Here is a 17,559-nt window from a genome sequence, read left to right on the forward strand (position 1 = left end):
TGAGAGGAGCAAAGATGAAACAAATTGTTCAGGCTGGCTCTTCCTTCTTATGGAAGGAACCCAAAGAAAACAAAGTACTAGCAAAAATCAAAGCATTTCCTTTAGAAGCGCTACACACTTTTTTGACTGATGAAGATACGATGCGGCTTTATCAGGAAAGCTTAGTGGACTCCGAAGTATTATATGGGACGATAGTAGAAGTCATCACCCAAACGGATGGTTGGTCCCATGTGATCGTCTTGGATCAAAAAAGCAATAAACACCCACTCGGGTATCCCGGTTATCTGCCGAACGAGGTATTGAAGCCATTGCCACCAGATTATGCAACAGCTAAAAGAAGGATTGGGGTGATTGCAAAAGAAGCCGTGCTTGTTTTTGACTCGACCACACGACTTGTTTCTTTTGGAACAGTTTTACCACTTGTTGGGGAAACCGCAGATTCCTATCAAGTGGCTACGCCTAATGGACCAGCAACGATCGCTAAAGCTTTTGCTCACGTCCTATCGGACACATGGGCAAAGCTCCCAGAAAAAATAATAGCCTTGGCAGAACAATTTATAAACCAGCCCTATGTCTGGGCAGGCATTAGCGGCAGTGGCTTTGATTGTTCTGGATTCATGTATTCGCTGCATCGACTTCATGGTATTTTAATCCCCCGAGATACGATCGAGCAAGCACAACAAGCAAACATCGTACCTTACAGTCAGGCACAACCAGGGGATCTGCTGTTGTTTGCTTATGAAGAAGGAAAAGGCGAAGTCCATCATGTCGGTCTATATTTGGGGGATGACGAAATGATTCATTCAAGAACACCTGGGTCACGGGTCATGAAAACCAAAATCACTGGCTCTAATTATGAACCAGAACTCGCAGTTGTGGCGCGTTATTGGCAAAACCAGCCGAATGCATCACAGGAATGATCATGAACATTCTTTTCATGATCGTAAGGAAAGGGGCATTTGATGGGAAAAGATGACTTGCGTGTAGCAATTAAGCCTATTCTAAAAAACTATCAGACAACCTTGGAAATGGGTTTATGGATCGGTACGCCAACGGACTGTCTCATTGACTATCAGAGTCAAAAGTCGTTTTCGGCAGCGAGTATCAGTAAGCTTGTTTTGTATGCCTATTATCTTGAACAGATTATCGAAGAAAAAATCAATCCGCAACAGCTGATCGGTGTGAACCCCGTTGATCTGACAGGGGGTGCTGGGGTGATCCGTCTTTTTCCTCAGAAGAAAGGTTGGACCATCAGTGAACTTCTCACGGCGATGATCGCCATATCTGACAATACTGCGACCAATGTACTATTGGACTTAGTAGGGTTGCCCACGCTTCAGGCCTGGATTCAGGAGCCAGAGATTCAATTTGAACGGTATATGATGCGACCGATCAAAGACAAAGAGAACCGCTTGACCCCCTCGGCGGCTGCCAAACTACTACTAAGGTGTGTTAAAAGAGAAGAAGCTGCACTAGGGTTTTCACCCTTAAATCAGCAGCAATTTCAAGAAGGATTAGCGGGAAATTTTGCGGAAACTGCGCAGCCTGCTTGCCGCATTTTTAATAAGACAGGCCGTCTTGACCGCATCGAACACGATGTAGCGTATTTACAAGCCAATGAAACGACGGTCATCATTGCGGCGTTTTCCTATGATAAAACCGGTAGTGGTCAAGGGATCAGTTGGCTAAGAGAAATTGGTCAAACAGTCTATCAGCAATATTTTTAAGTAAAATGCGCTGCGTATCGCTCCTCACTCAGAGGCACTCGATCCGCAGCGTATTAATTATTTACAACAATAAAATCCCCCATATCATAGCGGTGCCGTGATTGGGAAAATTCAAAAGGCGTCCCATCGCCGAGGTAAACCGTTTGCTCAACTTCTAAAACGGGATCGGTGGCAGCACAAGCTAAGTATTGCTGGTCATAGGTGTCTGCACGATCCGCTTTGATACGACGGACAGATGTTCCAATCGAGGAGTGGAGTTGGTTGGTGATATAACCGTAGACCGATGAGTTTAAGACTTCCTCGGTAATCCCAGGAATGACATGAAGCGGCATGATGGTATACTCTAAAACAACAGGTACATCGTCAAATAGACGCAGACGAACGATATCATAAATTTGCTGGTCACTGCGAATTTTTAGTTTTTCTTGTTCTTTCTCATCGGGAAAAAGAATGGCAAAAGAAATGATCTTGCTGGTGATTTTTCCTGTCTCTCCAAGGCGCTTCGTCAGCCCGCGATTGATCTTGGCGTTGTAATCGAAGGTTGAATAGGAATCACTGATAAACGTACCCGTGCCTTTTTTACCGTAAATAATGCCTTCCATTTGTAAAATATTCAATGCTTTTTGAATCGTCACACGGCTCGTTTGATAATCCGCAGCCAGTTCGGATTGCTTCGGCAATTTTTTCTCTTCTTCGTAAAACCCGTGATTGATTTTGCTCCGTAAATCGGCAGCGATGTCATGGTAGTTCGCCATTTGCTTCACCTCAAAATAATAATAAGTGATAAAACGAAGTATGTAAACTTGGAGCTTTACATACCCTGTTTTGAAGGCTTTTCCTGCGTTTACATTCTTCAGGAAATGAATTACATTTGTAATGTAATCGTTTTCTAACAATTGAAGAATAGGGGTATAGGAGGGAGTTTTATGCAAGGATTTATGGATCGACTCGCTGACGTTTTAGGAAAGTTTGCCAATAGGATCAACAATTTACGCTACATCATGGTCATTAAAAATGCCTTTGCTGCTTTGATTCCAGTAATCATTACAGGGGCGTTTGGTACATTGTTTTCAGCAATGGTTTTTGATGCTGAAAATGGATTGGCACAAATCGAGGCACTGCGCTTTTTAGAAAGTTTAAAACCGATCTCATCTGCGGTCAGTTATGTGACGTTGAGTTTCTTAACGATCTATGCAGTGTTTCTGATTGGGATTGAGCTAGCAAAATTAAATAAGATTTCTGGGGTCTTTCCAGGAATCATCGCAGTGATGTCTTATCTTTCTGTTAATCCAATGATCTTTGAATTTTTGCACGAAGATGCGACGGTGGTTGCCGAAAACGTGCTGGCTAAGCAATATACTGACACGAAAGGCCTATTTTTAGGCATGTTCGTTGCGATCGTTTCCATCGAGCTTTATGCGTGGTTAGGAAGACAAAAACGGCTGCAGATCACGATGCCTGATAGTGTTCCTGGGAATGTTTCGGCAAGTTTTTCGGCATTGTTTCCAACGATTTTCACCGTGACCATCATCGCCACCGCTGGTTTTGCTATCAAAGCACTCACAGGGATGTATGCTTACGATATCATCTACAATGTCGTCCAACGACCACTGGAAGGGATCGTCCAAGGATTGCCAGGTATCTTGTTGTTGATGTTTATCGCACAAGTTTTTTGGGTCATCGGGATTCATGGGAACCAGATGGTCAAACCCATTCGCGAACCATTGTTGCTGGCAGCGATCGCTGTCAATACGGAAGCTTTTGAAGCTGGAAAAGAAGTACCCAATATTATTACGATGCCGTTTTGGGATATGTATATGAGTATGGGCGGCTCTGGGGTTACGATTGGGTTGCTGATTGCGATTTTGATCGTCGGCAAGCGGGAGGACATGCGCCAAATCACTAAATTGTCATTAGCACCTGGGATTTTCAATATCAATGAGCCAGTGATCTTCGGAATGCCAATTATGCTGAATCCCATTTTGGCGATTCCCTTTATCCTGACACCGTTAGTAACAGGAACGATTGGGTACGTGGCGACTAGTCTAGGCTTTGCCGCTAAAGCCGTGGTAATGGTCCCATGGCCGATGCCACCGATCGTCAATGCTTATCTAGCTACTGCTGGGGATATCGGGGCTGTGATCACGCAAGTTATCTGTATTGTCGTGGCAATTTTGATCTATCTACCTTTTGTTTTGGTAATGAATCGTACGACCAATGAAGTTGCATAAAGGAGTTTTAAAAAAATGGTAAAAATACCTGAAACATTTATTTTAGGGGCTGCTTCGTCTGCTTGGCAGACAGAAGGCTGGCAAGGAAAGAAAGAAGGGCAAGATTCGTATCTCGACCGCTGGTACAAAGAAGAACGCTTTGTCTGGCATAATGGCTACGGGCCGGCTGTTGCGACGAATTTTATGGAAAAGTTTTCAGAGGATGTTGAACTGATGCAGGAGGTTCATTTGACCCATTACCGAACATCGATCAACTGGGCGCGCTTCTTTACCGACCATGAACAGCTGATCGTTGACGAAGATTATGCTGCTCATATTGATCAGCTTATCGACCAATTGCTTGCGGCTGGGGTCGAACCGATGCTTTGTTTGGAACATTATGAACTGCCAGCTAGTTTGATGGATACCTATGATGGCTGGAGCTCGCGGAAAGTGGTCGATCTATATACCCGTTATGCCGAAATCGTCTTCGAGCGTTACGGTGATCGAGTCAAACAGTGGTTTACCTTCAATGAGCCGATCGTTATTCAGACTCGTTGCTATCTCGATGCGATCCGCTGGCCCCATGAGCAAAACACAAAAAAATGGATGCTTTGGAATTATCACAAAGTATTGGCATCCGCCCAAGCGGTGGCTGTCTATCATGAAAAAGGCTATGAGGGGCGCATCGGTTGTGTGCTAAATCCAGAAATGGTTTACGCACGCTCTTCCTCACCAGAGGATCAAAACGCGCAAAAAATGTACGATCTTTTTTTTAACCGAATCTTTTTTGATCCAATGGTTAAGGGGCATTATCCAGATGAACTTATCACACTTTGCCAAACCTATGACATCTACTTTGATCCGACAGAAGAAGATTTGGAAACGATCCGCACCCATACGGTGGATTTCTTAGGTGTCAATCAGTACTACCCGAAACGCGTGCGGGCACCACGATATCAATGGCATTCGGATACACCATTTCATCCAGAAATGTTTTATGAGACCTTTGATTTGCCAGGAAAACAAATGAATAACTCCCGTGGCTGGGAAATCTATCCGAAGGTCATGTACGATATGGCCAATTATCTTAAGGAGAATTATGGCAATATTCCATGGCTGATCACTGAAAATGGTATGGGGCGGGAAAATGAAGAACAGTATATGGATGCCACAGGTCAAGTCCAAGATGACTATCGGATTCAGTTTATTACCGAACATCTTTACTGGCTGCTAAAAGCCGTCGAGGAAGGCGCCAACTGCGAAGGCTATATGCTTTGGGCATTTACCGATTGTGTTTCACCTATGAATGCGTTCAAAAACCGCTATGGTCTTGTACGAGTCGAGCTAAATGAAGAACGGACTCGGTCATTAAAAAAATCAGCCGCTTGGTATCGTTCCCTGATTGATGAACGGTGGCTTCCATTTGAAGAAAAACCATTGATTCTGTAATAAAAACCCACGTTGATTTCCTCATCCTAAAGGAAATCAGCGTGGGTTTTCAGTTAAAAGGGTTGTTTATGAGGAGCAAGTTTCTCCCAGTCAAAGGTGACGCCAATCCCTGGTTCTTCTGGGGCAATCGCACAGCCATCGGATGGATCGATCACTAACGGTCTCGTGGTGTATTGATCGATTGGGAAACTGTGTATTTCGAGATACCCAGCATTAGGCATCGCTGCTAGTAGACTAACGTGCAATTCTTGCATGCCATGTGTAGAAACAGATAAGTTACTTGTTTGTGTTAAGGCAGCAATTTTCAACCAGCCGGTGATCCCACCGCAATTGGAAGCGTCGGGTTGCGGAAAATCGACATTGCCATATTTGATCATATGAGCAAATTCGATAGGGGTGCGCAAGTTTTCTCCGCCTGCCACCGCAATTTGCCCTTCTTTAGCGATACGAGCGTAGCCTTCGTAATCTTCGGGGATCGTTGGTTCTTCAAGGAACAAAATGTCATAAGGCGCCATCAGTTTGGCGGCTTTGATCGCTTTTTCAACAGACCAGCTCATGTTGGCATCCACCATAAAGACAACATCGGGACCAATCAATTCTCTGACCGCTTTTATTCGAGCAATATCTTCGGCAAGTGTTTTTTGTCCCAATTTGATTTTGACCGCTTTTAATCCCATGCCTAAATATTTTTGATTATTGGCTAAGAGTTTTTCAAGAGGAAAGTTTAGATCAATCGCACCACCATAGCATTTTACTTTGTTGCTTGCGCCACCTAAAAGTTTGTAGAGGGGTTCTTGTGCTTTTTTCGCACGTAAGTCCCACAAGGCGATATCACAAGCCGCAATGGCGAAACTTGCTAAACCGCCTCTGGCAACATAGTGGATTCCCCAGTTCATCTGATCCCACAAGGCTTCCACACATGCTGGATCTTTCCCTAAAAGGATCGCTTTTAGTTCTTTATCGATCAGTTTGGCGATCGATTCGCCACCGAAGCCACCAGTATACGTATAGCCGACCCCTTCACGTCCATCATCAGTAACGATCTTGACGATAGGCACTTCAAAGTGGGTGTGTAAGCCGTGCTTCGCATCTTCCATGATTTCTGGAAGAGGTATCCGATAATACGCTGTTTGTACATCTGTAATTTTTGCCATTAAAAATCCTCCTCAAATTAATGTTCACGTGTGCATTTTAATGTTAACGTTTGCATAACCATGGTAGCATGAGAAGGCGAGATTGACAAGGCTGAATTTTCTCAAATTCAAAACTTTAAAAGAAGGAGGATCGCTATCGAAGGGATCGCATCTCATCAACTGATGCTTCATGGAACGATTTAGAATATAAACAGATATAGGGAATATTAGCTAGAAATGAAGTGAAACCCCTATAAATTGTCACAAAATAGCATTTTGTTTATTTTTAAAGCATAGTTATTGAATAAAAATCATTTTTGTATTATGATTATCTTAACAACGAGCAATGAAGAGTACTGGGGCAAATGAAAGCTTGGGGAAGTCTTTTATTTGGGATACCTAGTACTCTTATCTTTGTTAAACGACAAGTGAAATACAAAAGAGCGACTGAACTTCTTTGGTTCAGTCGCTCTTTTGTATTTCAAAAAGCGAGCGAGAGTAACTTGTCGTAAGGAAGAAAAAGTTTTTTCTCAATTGACAAAGGAATAATCATTGGCGGTTAAAACAGTACGAGCTTGTTCTACCTGATGCTCCTTGATTAAAATATAATCAGTGTTGAAGGTAGAAACAGCAAAAATACTGATTGACTCCTCGGCTAGAAGGGAAGAGATTTTTGCAATAATGCCAATTAAGCTAAAATCCAGCACACCAATTATTTTCATCGCTTTCCATCCATCTTCTCTGTTTAGTGTTTCAGATGGAACGTTTGCCGTTGGTAACACTAAAGAAAGTTCTTCTGACGTATGGGCAAAAAATAGAGGAACGATCTTCAGTATCGAAGGATCGATACGTTCTACTTGGATGACAGAAAAAGAGGGTGCCAATAAGGTCAGTTTCATCTAATCACGTCCTTCGTTTGATGCAAACATCATATCAAAGGATAAGAAAGAAGGGAAGGCGATTATCATTTGATCACGTACGATTCTAAGCGTTGTGTCGTAACAGACGGGTAGATTCTATACAGAAGAAAATAAGCGGTTAAAACTGATGGGTATACCTCTGTTTCTGGAGAAGAAGAAATATCAATTGGATCCGCAATCTATGCTGAATCAGATTTGAAATCAATCGAGTTAATAGAAGATAAATAGCACTCAATCATAAATCAATGGTTGAGTACTATTATTGTACATAAAATTATGGTGGACAGAGGAATGGAATATAAATCACTAAATGTTTAATTGGAAGAAAAATTGATACTGAGGATCATAAAGAGAAGAAGGAACATGCTAAATTTTACGAAGACCTTACAAGATTCAAGGAGAAGGTAAAGAACGCTTTGTAATATTTTGATAAACTTTAGTCAAGGAGGTGTGATGAATGGATAAATTTTTCAACTTTATTGAAAAAGGACTTTCCGAAGAAATTAATTTTTTTATGTTTTCCATAGATTTGGAACATTATTTAGTCGATCACTATGAGGAAATGTATACCGAAAACAAGGAAGCTACATTGTACCTGAATGATTTACTTCCTGATGAGGCTGAGAAAATGGAACCTGGAATGAATCCAGATAGTTTTTGTGAACGAGTAAAGGAAATTGTAGAGAAATCGAAAACATTTTAATTAGCACTTTTTTTACTGAGGCAGAGTCAGATCAAGCCAGCAACGAACTATCATAGATTGTTGATGATCAAGCAGATTATGAAACTTACATCAAGCTTTGATGAAAAGAAACATCTTCAAAAAATTTCATGCGATGAGGCAGGGAAAATAACTATTGTAGAAGCAAAGAAAGCCGTTGAGAACGCAAAACAGGAGTGAAAAAAAGTGTATCTAAAGATACTAAGGAGTAAAAAGCCTTAAATCAAAAATAGAGTAAAAAAATCAGCCCAAGAAAAACTCGCAAAAAAGAGACTCGTATACAATTTGGTGAAAAGGTACGCCATTGAAGAGCATTGATTGCTTAAAAAAAAGCATCTGACTTCACTTGAACAATTAATGTAGGTTCAATCGGTATAAGAAATACAATCTAAGAAAAGCGAGGAATAGCACATCGGTTTAAAGCTGATAATTAACCACCATTTGACTAACAAACAAGAAAACTACGAAAACATTGTGCAACTGAAAATACAAAAAAAGTGTTCAAAACCTCTTTAAATCAAGGTTTTGAACACTTAGGAAAAACTACGAAAATCTAATCGATTTAAGCTTATGGAGATGGCGGGAGTCGAACCCGCGTCCAAACATATTGCTACCTAAAAATCTACGCTCATAGTCAACTCATTTGAAGGTTCGCTTTACAGCTTGCCGAGTGACAGGCAGTCTGTATCGCTAGTCTGATGCTCTCTTTTTTATCTTACAGACGGAAAGATAAAACGTATCCCACTTAGAATAGGACCCTTACTCGAGCACATGGGCGATGCCGAGAGGATCTACGCTAACTGTTTTTAGGCAGCTAAAGCGTAAGAGTTTTCGTTTTTAGCAGTTATATTTAACTGTAACGTTTTAACGTAGACGTAACCTACGAAGCGCAATTCAGGCTCAACTATGCCTGTCGAATCCGTAACATCCCCTTGATAAAAGGGGTATCGCTACCATTCATTAGTATACCATAGTTTTGCCTGTATGCAAAGAATCAGATTAAGTCAAAGTGTTTCAGGGCGTGCACGATCCCGCCTTCGGTATTTTTCAGGGTCACGAAGTCTGCCAACTCTTTCAACTCTTGAATTCCATTTCCCATTGCAATTTTGTGGTCGCAGGCTTCTAAAAGAGCGAAGTCGTTGCTGCCGTCACCAAAGCCGAAGGTAGGTACATCTTCTAGACCCAACAATTCTACCAAGGTTTTTACGCCAGTCCCTTTAGAGGTACCAGATTTTACGACATCGATGGAAAAGGGGGTATTACGATAAAAAGTTAATTCTGGAAAACGCTCATGATAATAAGCATCGTTGCCGACACCTAAAACCAACAACATGTTGGTCCGATCTGTTTCATAATGCAGAGGATCGATTTCTGGTAAAGGGCTGCGGACATAGTTGTACGCACCAATCATTTCCTCGGTATGTCCAGTCGCCCAATAGCCTTTCTCATTGTAATAGCACAGTTCATCGCCATTGTCTTTGACTGCTTGGAACATCCGTGCGCAAAGTTCAGGTTCAAGGGTATCGGAAAAAACTTCTTTGCCGTCAATACGGATAAAGGCGCCGTTCATGACGATGTTCGAGGTGATCCCAGCTGCTTCACGAATGGCGGTAACTTCAGGTTCGGTTCTTCCTGTTGCAATGATCGGCAGTACTTGGTTTTTTCGCAACATCGCCATCGCTTCAGCGATTTCGGATGTGATTTGCGAGTGTTCATCTAAAAGCGTACCGTCAAGATCAAAAAAAGTTAATGCTTTATAGGTCATGTATCTTACTCCTAAGGTTTATAGTCATAGTCCACTCACAATCTTATCAAAGATTGAAAAAAAGGCAAACCTTTATGAATAATCGGTGAAGTTGTTGGTAGAAGAAAGAAATTCGAGTATACTATAGGAAGAATGGAGTGAAACGATGATTTTTTTAGTAATTGGCATCATTTTTTTCTTGATTGGTCTCACTTTTTTTCTTTTTCCATCAAAAAAAATGAACCTTATTTATGGCTACCGTTCCTATTTAGCAAAACAAAATGAACGCAACTGGCGGCATGCTCAGAAACTATGCGCCCGTTATTTTCTGCTTTTTGGCGGAATCATGGCGGTCATTGGGTTTGTCTTGAAATGGCAAGAATGGACCAATTTTTTCCTAGTTGAAATGATCGCGATCCCTTGGTTCATCGTGCCGATCTTTGGCCTGATCGAAGAGAATCTGCAACGATTTGATAAAGAATATAGAGGTGAAGAAAATGAATATATTAATGATTGAAGACAACGAATCTGTTTCTGAAATGATGCAAATGTTTTTCTTGAATGAAGGATGGGAAGCGGCTTTTAAGTACGACGGCAAAGAAGGACTGGAAGCCTTTGCTGCTGAACCAGACAAATGGGACATGATCACCCTTGACTTGAACCTTCCTTCCATGGATGGCATGATGGTGGCGCGAGAAATTCGCAAAATCTCCAGTACAGTACCTATTATTATGTTGACGGCCCGTGATTCAGAAAGCGATCAAGTCATCGGGTTGGAGATGGGGGCAGATGACTATGTGACGAAACCTTTTAGTCCACTGACCTTGATCGCGCGGATCAAAGCCTTACACCGCCGCAGTGAGTTGGTTGAAAAAACAACGCCTGAAGCTTCCGATGCAACTTTTGATGTTGTGACCGATCATTTCAAAATGAACACAAAAACACGGGAAGCCTATTTAAATGGCAAACCCATCGATGGGTTGACGCCGAAGGAATTTGATTTGCTTTATACGTTAGCGAAAAAACCGCGGCAAGTCTTTTCACGAGAGCAATTGTTAGAACTAGTTTGGGATTACCAATATTTTGGTGATGAACGGACGGTTGATGCGCACATCAAAAAACTAAGACAAAAAATAGAAAAAGTGGGACCTCAGATCATTCAAACCGTCTGGGGTGTGGGGTATAAATTTGACGATGCAGGTGCTGCTTAATGCGCTACTTGTATCAACAGCTGATTGCGTTTTTTGTTGTGATCTTCGTAATTTTGATGACGATTGGTATTGCGTTTACACAAATGACGCGCCAAACATTACAAGAACGAAATTATGAGCAGTTAATGGGGTATGCTTCGTCGGTCGCGACGATTTCGCAAATCAGCGATTCAGAATATTTGCAGCAAAATATGACGCGAGATGGCTATCTGCAATATTCTCTGCATTTGGCTGAAAATATTTTGAGCAACCAAGACATTTCTTTTGCTTTCTTTAAAAGCCCCGATGACATCATTTATCCATTAGATACGACTCGTGCGGTAGATTTTCCAATTTCTGAAAAAGACTGGCAATCCTTAGAAAACGGGGCGCGTCTGCAACTGACATCACCCACGAATCTATATGGGGAAAAAGAACTGACTTCCTATGTTTTGATTCCTTTTTCTGTCAATCGAACGGATTTTTACGGGGTGATGGTGGTTTCGCAATCGGCAAGCAGCATCTTGAATCTTGTCAGTGCTTTTAACCAAAACTTGTTTAAAGTATGTTTGATCTCGATCGTCGTTTCTTTATTGATCAGTTACCTATTTGCTACGTTCCAAGTAAGGCGGATCAATCGCATGAAACGAGCAACCAAGGAGATCACCAATGGCAATTTTGATATCTTCTTGCCAGTGCATAACCGGGATGAATTTGATGAGTTAGCCGAAGATTTTAATTTAATGACGAAATCCTTAAAAGAGTCGCAAGAGGAAATTGAACGACAAGAAGAACGTCGTCGACAATTTATGGCAGACGCTTCGCATGAGATGCGCACGCCTTTGACGACCATCAATGGCTTATTGGAAGGGTTAGAGTACAACGCGATTCCTGAAAATCAAAAGGACAATGCGATCCGTTTGATGAAAAATGAAACCAATCGCTTGATTCGATTAGTCAACGAAAACCTTGACTACGAAAAAATCCGAACCAATCAAATCTCGATGGTCATCAAAAAATTCGATGCAACGCAAACCATCAAAAATCTGCTGACGCAACTTGAGAGCAAGGCAGAAATCGCCAAAGATGTGTTGATTTTAGAAACAACAGAGCCAATTGACGTCTATGCCGACTACGATCGTTTCGTCCAAATCATGGTCAATATTTTACAAAATGCGATCCAGTTTACGGAAGATGGAGAAATTCGGGTTCGAATCGAAAAAGGCTACTTGGAAACGATCATCGAGATCAGTGATACGGGAATCGGCATGTCTGAAGAACAAGTCAAGAATATTTGGGATCGTTATTACAAAGTCGATCCTTCCCGTAAAAACCGTCAATTTGGTGAATCAGGTTTGGGTCTATCGATCGTTGAACAGCTCGTACGCCTACACAAAGGAAAAATCAGTGTAGAAAGTGAACTTGGCAAAGGCACGACGTTTAAAATTTCTTTTCCTGATATCGACTTAAATGAAGAATAGCAATCGACCGGCAGCAATTCGCTTAGCCGGTCGATTTTTTTTGCGGTTCAGTGGCAGCAGTCTAAACAAAAAGACCTGCTTTTGCAAGCAAGCCTTCTTGTTTGGGGGCTATGTAAACTATAGATAAGTAGTATAAGGGGTATGGGCAAAGCATTCGTCTTCATGAATCAAATAGATGGCAACAGCAAATTGTTCGGCGATTTCTTGACACAAGGGCAACAGGGTTTGAACCTCGTTCGTTGTTAATGTGCTCAAGACATTTTCGATTAAAAGGGTTTCTCTTTCTGAAAGTAAAGCTAAGAGCAGTTGAATTTTGAGCTCCTCAAAGGGTGTTAACTCTGTTCGATCTTTTTTCAAAGCCGATAAGGGAAGCTGTACATAAGGCAGCACTTCCTCTAAATCGCCCCCTTTTTTATTTGCAAGAGATACATTGTCCATGACCGATAAAAAGGGGACGGAGGGCCACTGTGCGCGAATCAAGATTGCTTTTTTTTGTGAAAGCAGCAAGCTTAATTCAGATGTTTTTGTTTCATTGTCTTTCGCAACATAAAAGAAACCAATTGATTTCGTTAGCTGAGTTGGTTTTTCCATTGTTTTTTCCTCCAATACAGACTATGTCCGCTAGCAATCAGACCAGTAAAGCTGGTAACAGCGGCAAGCAATACGATAAGTGTGTGGCGCGTACTTTCAAATAAAATAGCCAGCCAAGTGGTGCTGTTCAAGTCAACATTTTGGACAAGAATTTGACTGTTTTGCGGGATCGTAATGGCGAATTCTTGACCGGGAAGACTTTGAACAGCCTCCCAAAAGTGATCCGAAGCACGCTCACGATCAAGAGCGATGATATGCCCGCTAAGCAATTCTCGCTGGAAATAAGGCTGGAAGAGCAGCAATAACACAAAGGCGATCACGGCAGCTGCTAAAAGCGGCAAGAGCATTTCAAGCAACTGCATCGCCACCCATTGTCTGGTGGTGGCACCACTTGCTAACCAGGCAGTGTACTCTGAGCGTTTTGATAATTGGTAATAAACTTGAAAGCCGATAAAGACCAGTGTAAAGGCACTAAAAATCAAATAGAACAGTTGATGATAGATCGTCGTGACTGGTTGGATCTCTTCTGCTACTTTCGTTTGCAAATCTTCTGTTGTTAAGAGATCTCTGGTTTGAGCGATCACTTGATCCATTGAGTAGATCAAGGCGAAGGTCACGATCAAGCCAATCACGGCAAAGAAGGATACAAGCGTATAAAGCACCATGGCTTTTTTATGATAAAATATGCTGGCAATCGCAAAATGTATAGTTTTCATCTAGTTCACCTCATCCTATTTCATAGTATAAAAGGGGAGTTTGAATAAAGTATGAAGTTCTTGTAGTAAAATATCGAAGCTAAAAAAGCAATAGAAAAAATCGGGTTTTTACGAACAAAACAGCCGAAAAAAATCCAGCAAAGCATCCGCCTTGCTGGATCGATCTTGTAGTACTTATAGGTTATTCTCCGCTATCTTGTTCCGTCATCTGCTGGTATTCTTGGAAGGTTTTTGTTTGGTACAGATCGACGGTCGATTGATTGCCGTTTTGAGAAAAGGCGCTGGTTGAATCACTGCCTAGATTCTTTTCGATAGCCATCATTTGCTGAAGGGCGTCTTTGTAATTATAGGTCGAAGGATCGACTTCTTCTAAACCGCTCTTCGCGTAGAAACGTAAGAGATCACCATTGTTGATCTGATCAGAGACTGACAGCTGTTTGTCAACTTTGGCTTTCCACTCATCGACTTTCGCTTGCAGTTCATCGGATGGATCGTTGATCGGCATGCCGGTACGATTGTCATACAATGTACTGCTATAGTAAGTGTAGTCTGGTGTCACAAAGTCGCCATCGCGGAAGGCAACCAGTTGTTCATTTTGATCAGAGAATAAATCTTGTCCCAATTGAATATAGTTCGATGTATCGACACCGAGTAAGTGCAAGAGGGTTGGCAACGCATCAACTTGGCCACCATACGTATGATTGATGCCGCCGTTTGATTGTCCTGGAATATGGATCATATAAGGGACACGTTGCAATGAAGCATTGTCAAAGTTTGTCCAAGTCGAACTTGTTTTTCCAAGCAATTCTGCTAAGTTGCGGTTCCGAGAATTGGAAATTCCGTAATGGTCACCATATAAAACGATGACTGAGTTTTCGTACAAGCCGCTTTCTTTTAAGTAATTAAAGAACTCTTCTACGGCTTTATCTAAATAATTCGCGGTTGCGAAATACCCATTGATCGTTTGATCAGAAGTGTTCGCTAGCGGGAAGCCGCCTTCTTCATTGGTAAATTCAGAATATGGGTAGTGGTTAGAAACTGCAATGAATTTTGAATAGAACGGTTGTTGCAGACGTTCTAAGTATTGTACCGATTGTTCAAAGAACGGTTTGTCATGTAGACCGTATTGGAATGAATTTTCATCATTGACATCATAATACGATGCGTCGAAGAAATAATCATAGCCAAACCGTTTGTAGGTTTCATTTCGGTTCCAGAAGGTACCCGTATTTCCGTGGAAAACCGCACTGGTATAGCCTTGGGTTTGACCTAAAATATCTGGCGCTGCCTCAAAGGTATTTTTCCCACCCAGTTGAGTGAATAATGCCCCTTGATTCAATCCGAACAAGGAATTTTCGAATAACGTTTCCGCATCACTGGTCTTCCCAGCTTTTACTTGATGGAAGAAGTTATCGAAACTAAAGGTGCTATCGCTATGATACAAACTATTGATAAATGGCATAACTTCATGTTCAACACCATCTTCATCTTTTAATTTATAATCGATCAAGAATTGCTGAACACTTTCTAAGTGAATATAAATGACGTTCTTGCCTTTTGCGATACCGAACAGATCGTCATTCGGTTCCGCGTAATGTTCTTTGACATAGCTTTCTACTTCGTTCATGTCGTTGGGACTTGCTTCGGCACGTACTTGCGAAGCTTGATAGGTTTGCACGCCATCATAAACCGTAAAGGCGTTGATCCCAAGGTATTTCACTAAATAGTCACGAGAAAACGTTCGAGTAAGCAGTTCAGGACGATCCGCTTCTGCTAAGAAAAGATTGGCAGAAAAGACCATGACAGCTAAGGTTGAGATCGCAAAAGCCATCCGTGCCCGCACAGGACGAGTGTCCATTTTGATTTTTTTCATTGAAAAGGCTGCAATCAGCACGATAAAGTCAATGAAGTACAACACATCGTAGGGACGGAACAAGCGAATTGCGCTTTCTCCTAGACCACTTGCCACTTTTCCTACACCAAGCATCGTGTTGATGGTGATAAAGTCAGTGAATTCTCGATAGTACGAAACATTGGAGAACAACAGCAGAGTCATCAAGAAATAGATCACAAGCATCGTGATATAAGCTGCTTTGGTTCTTCTTACGTACAATGCGATCGACAGCAGCAACAAAGTCGTTGCGATCGGATTGATGAATAAGATGAAGTACTGAATGCTGCTTTCAATACCTAGGTGGAAGTCCACCATATAGGCAAAGATATTTTTTAGCCAAAATAATAGGGCTAATAGGAAAAAAAAGCCCATTCTTGTATTCACAAAGGTGGATACTTTATTTTTTTTCAAAGGAATCGTCCTCTCTTTTTCCAGTATAACCGGTAAATTACGATTTTACATCACAGTACATTTTACTAGGCTGTGAAAGACGTGTCAAATGAATTCCTTGTCATGACGCGGAATTAAGTATTTCTTTACTTTCAAGGATACAGACAATACAGTCGCTTTTTGCTATACTAAAAAGGAGAATGAATGGAGCAGATGAACATGAAAATAAAACTAACGAAGCAAGGATCAGCGAAGCTTCGCAAAAAGAATCCGTTGATCCAACGAGAAGATCTTCAACAAGCAATCGAGACGAAGGAGTGGGTCACCTTTATTGATCAGGCCAACCATTTCTTAGGTGTCGGCTATCTTGGGGAACAAAATAAAGGGATCGGCTGGGTCGTATCCTTTGAAGAAACAGTGATCGACCAAGCATTCTTTGCGCAACGCTTTGCGAAAGCAAAAGGCAAACGCATTGCTTACTATCAAGATGACCTGACAGATGCCTTTCGTCTGTTTAATGGCGAGGGGGATCAATTGGGGGGACTTACCGTAGATTTGTATGGCGAGTATGTCGTTTTTTCTTGGTACAATGCCACCCTTTATCAACATAAAAAAGCGATCGTGGCGGCTTTTCGTCAAATATTTCCCGAGATCAAAGGGGCTTATGAAAAAATCCGCTTTACGTCTGAACTGCCTGAATCAGCATGGGTCTATGGAAAAACGGCACCTGAACCCTTACTGGTGAAGGAAAATGGCGTCACGTATGCGACGTATTTGAACGAAGGACTAATGACGGGCATCTTTTTGGATCAAAAAGAAGTTCGTGGGCAACTTGTTGATGGCTTGGCAGCTGGCAAGACGGTTTTAAATATGTTCAGTTATACGGGGGCGTTTTCTGTCGCTGCTGCTGTCGGTGGCGCTGTTCAAACAACGAGCGTCGATTTGGCAAAACGCAGTCTAGAAAAGACCCGCGAGCAATTTGCAGTCAACGGCATTGATCCAGATACCCAGCGTATCCATGTCATGGATGTTTTCAATTACTTCAATTATGCCAGCAAAAAAGATTTGCGCTTTGATGTGATCGTTTTAGATCCGCCGAGTTTTGCCCGCAACAAGAAAAAGGTCTTCTCGGTTGCGAAAAATTATGGCGACTTAGTCACTGATAGTTTGGCGATTTTAGCGCCTGATGGCTTATTGATCGCCTCAACGAATGCGGCCAATCTTTCTCCGAGGAAGTTTCAAGAAATGATCGAAGCATCCTTAGAGAAAGCACACGTTGCTTATGAATGTATTCAAAGTTATCGTCTACCAGCTGATTTTGCGGTAGATAAGCATTTTTCCGAAGGGAACTATCTGAAAGTATTCTTTTATCAAATGAAAAAGGAGTGAA

Annotated in this window: 16 protein-coding genes and 1 other RNA gene; 9 read left to right on the plus strand and 8 right to left on the minus strand. The window is 41.8% G+C overall.

The genetic code is table 11. From position 1 onward, the window contains the following. The first annotated feature begins 14 nt into the window (after positions 1–14). Positions 15–920 carry a C40 family peptidase gene (locus Q1X33_RS14575; protein WP_005229093.1) on the plus strand — a complete coding sequence of 302 codons (906 nt, stop codon included), beginning with the start codon at positions 15–17 and terminating at the stop codon, positions 918–920. A 42-nt stretch (positions 921–962) separates the two neighbouring features. After that, positions 963–1,727 (plus strand): serine hydrolase, encoded by a 765-nt coding sequence (locus tag Q1X33_RS14580; RefSeq protein WP_118215345.1) that lies wholly within the window; start codon positions 963–965, stop codon positions 1,725–1,727. 53 nt (positions 1,728–1,780) lie between these two features. Here the strand turns inward: Q1X33_RS14580 and Q1X33_RS14585 are convergent, their stop codons facing one another. Continuing rightward, positions 1,781–2,482 carry a GntR family transcriptional regulator gene (locus Q1X33_RS14585; RefSeq protein WP_034869190.1) on the minus strand — a complete coding sequence of 234 codons (702 nt, stop codon included), beginning with the start codon at positions 2,480–2,482 and terminating at the stop codon, positions 1,781–1,783. A gap of 171 nt (positions 2,483–2,653) precedes the next feature. Between Q1X33_RS14585 and Q1X33_RS14590 the strand changes: the two genes are divergently transcribed. Together Q1X33_RS14590 and Q1X33_RS14595 are read left to right on the plus strand one after the other, a co-directional pair. Then, entirely contained in the window at positions 2,654–3,958 is a 1,305-nt protein-coding gene (locus Q1X33_RS14590) for a PTS sugar transporter subunit IIC (RefSeq protein WP_015510115.1), read from the plus strand. 15 nt (positions 3,959–3,973) lie between these two features. Beyond that, a complete protein-coding gene (locus Q1X33_RS14595; RefSeq protein ID WP_005229101.1) occupies positions 3,974–5,389 on the plus strand; it encodes a glycoside hydrolase family 1 protein in 1,416 nt (471 codons plus the stop codon). 53 nt (positions 5,390–5,442) lie between these two features. Here Q1X33_RS14595 and Q1X33_RS14600 read toward each other — a convergent pair whose 3' ends face one another. Both Q1X33_RS14600 and Q1X33_RS14605 read right to left on the minus strand, forming a co-directional pair. Then, the gene (locus Q1X33_RS14600; protein ID WP_005229109.1) at positions 5,443–6,543 is read right to left on the minus strand and encodes a mandelate racemase/muconate lactonizing enzyme family protein; all 1,101 of its coding nucleotides are present in this window, start codon (positions 6,541–6,543) and stop codon (positions 5,443–5,445) included. Positions 6,544–7,052: 509 nt separating this feature from the next. Beyond that, positions 7,053–7,421: an ACT domain-containing protein gene (locus tag Q1X33_RS14605; RefSeq protein WP_005229110.1), complete on the minus strand. Its 369-nt coding sequence runs from the start codon at positions 7,419–7,421 to the stop codon at positions 7,053–7,055. A gap of 478 nt (positions 7,422–7,899) precedes the next feature. Between Q1X33_RS14605 and Q1X33_RS14610 the strand changes: the two genes are divergently transcribed. Further along, the gene (locus Q1X33_RS14610) at positions 7,900–8,145 is read left to right on the plus strand and encodes a hypothetical protein (protein ID WP_005229113.1); all 246 of its coding nucleotides are present in this window, start codon (positions 7,900–7,902) and stop codon (positions 8,143–8,145) included. Between the two features lie 586 nt (positions 8,146–8,731). On the opposite strand, the gene ssrA is transcribed toward Q1X33_RS14610, so the two are convergent. Together ssrA and Q1X33_RS14620 are read right to left on the minus strand one after the other, a co-directional pair. After that, positions 8,732–9,095, minus strand: a transfer-messenger RNA (tmRNA) gene (ssrA, locus tag Q1X33_RS14615). A gap of 62 nt (positions 9,096–9,157) precedes the next feature. Continuing rightward, positions 9,158–9,928: a Cof-type HAD-IIB family hydrolase gene (locus Q1X33_RS14620; RefSeq protein WP_005231883.1), complete on the minus strand. Its 771-nt coding sequence runs from the start codon at positions 9,926–9,928 to the stop codon at positions 9,158–9,160. A gap of 145 nt (positions 9,929–10,073) precedes the next feature. Between Q1X33_RS14620 and Q1X33_RS14625 the strand changes: the two genes are divergently transcribed. From Q1X33_RS14625 to Q1X33_RS14635, 3 genes are read left to right on the plus strand one after another with little or no spacing between them, the layout of a single operon-like run. After that, positions 10,074–10,424, plus strand: a complete 351-nt coding sequence (locus Q1X33_RS14625; protein WP_005229116.1) for an SdpI family protein — start codon at positions 10,074–10,076, stop codon at positions 10,422–10,424. Continuing rightward, positions 10,405–11,118: a response regulator transcription factor gene (locus Q1X33_RS14630; RefSeq protein ID WP_010749704.1), complete on the plus strand. Its 714-nt coding sequence runs from the start codon at positions 10,405–10,407 to the stop codon at positions 11,116–11,118. The genes Q1X33_RS14625 and Q1X33_RS14630 overlap by 20 nt, the downstream gene beginning before the upstream one ends. After that, positions 11,118–12,578 (plus strand): sensor histidine kinase, encoded by a 1,461-nt coding sequence (locus tag Q1X33_RS14635; RefSeq protein ID WP_005229120.1) that lies wholly within the window; start codon positions 11,118–11,120, stop codon positions 12,576–12,578. Before Q1X33_RS14630 ends, Q1X33_RS14635 begins: the two co-directional genes overlap by 1 nt. A 117-nt stretch (positions 12,579–12,695) precedes the next feature. Here the strand turns inward: Q1X33_RS14635 and Q1X33_RS14640 are convergent, their stop codons facing one another. From Q1X33_RS14640 to Q1X33_RS14650, 3 genes are all read right to left on the minus strand, one after another. After that, the gene (locus Q1X33_RS14640; protein ID WP_005229123.1) at positions 12,696–13,169 is read right to left on the minus strand and encodes a hypothetical protein; all 474 of its coding nucleotides are present in this window, start codon (positions 13,167–13,169) and stop codon (positions 12,696–12,698) included. Next, the gene (locus Q1X33_RS14645) at positions 13,148–13,885 is read right to left on the minus strand and encodes a hypothetical protein (protein WP_005229124.1); all 738 of its coding nucleotides are present in this window, start codon (positions 13,883–13,885) and stop codon (positions 13,148–13,150) included. The genes Q1X33_RS14640 and Q1X33_RS14645 overlap by 22 nt, the downstream gene beginning before the upstream one ends. Positions 13,886–14,066: 181 nt before the next feature. After that, complete coding sequence (locus Q1X33_RS14650; protein WP_050759618.1) at positions 14,067–16,151, minus strand: LTA synthase family protein; 2,085 nt, start codon at positions 16,149–16,151, stop codon at positions 14,067–14,069. A gap of 237 nt (positions 16,152–16,388) precedes the next feature. On the opposite strand from Q1X33_RS14650, the gene Q1X33_RS14655 reads away from it, so the two are divergent. After that, entirely contained in the window at positions 16,389–17,558 is a 1,170-nt protein-coding gene (locus Q1X33_RS14655) for a class I SAM-dependent rRNA methyltransferase (RefSeq protein WP_034869221.1), read from the plus strand. Position 17,559 lies beyond the last annotated feature (1 nt).

The organism is Enterococcus sp. B2E4, assembly GCF_030499455.1.
Taxonomy (GTDB): Bacteria; Bacillota; Bacilli; order Lactobacillales; family Enterococcaceae; genus Enterococcus_D; species Enterococcus_D casseliflavus.